The following is a 278-nucleotide window of genomic DNA, read 5'->3' on the forward strand; positions in this document are numbered from 1 at the left end:
TATGATCGCCATCGAAACGATCGGCCCACAGATGCGCGCCGGAACGTGCGTCGATGAGCTGCGCGATGATGCGCAGCCGCTCGCCGGCGCGGCGGACGCTGCCTTCGAGCACATAGTTCACGCCGAGCGTGCGGCCGACCTCGCGGATGTCGACGGGATTGTTCTTGTAGGTGAAGGACGAATTGCGCGCGATCACCAGAAGACCGCCGCAGCGGGACAGTGCCGTGATGATCTCCTCGGCGATGCCATCGCCAAAATAGTCCTGTTCGGGATCGGCG

At 63.7% G+C, this 278-nt stretch carries 1 pseudogene; it reads right to left on the reverse strand.

Annotation, left to right across the window (positions count from 1 at the left end):
• Positions 1 to 278, reverse strand: a pseudogene (locus tag RVY79_RS19325) (hypothetical protein); the annotation flags it as partial.

The organism is Chromohalobacter sp. HP20-39, assembly GCF_033052815.1.
Taxonomy (GTDB): Bacteria; Pseudomonadota; Gammaproteobacteria; order Pseudomonadales; family Halomonadaceae; genus Chromohalobacter.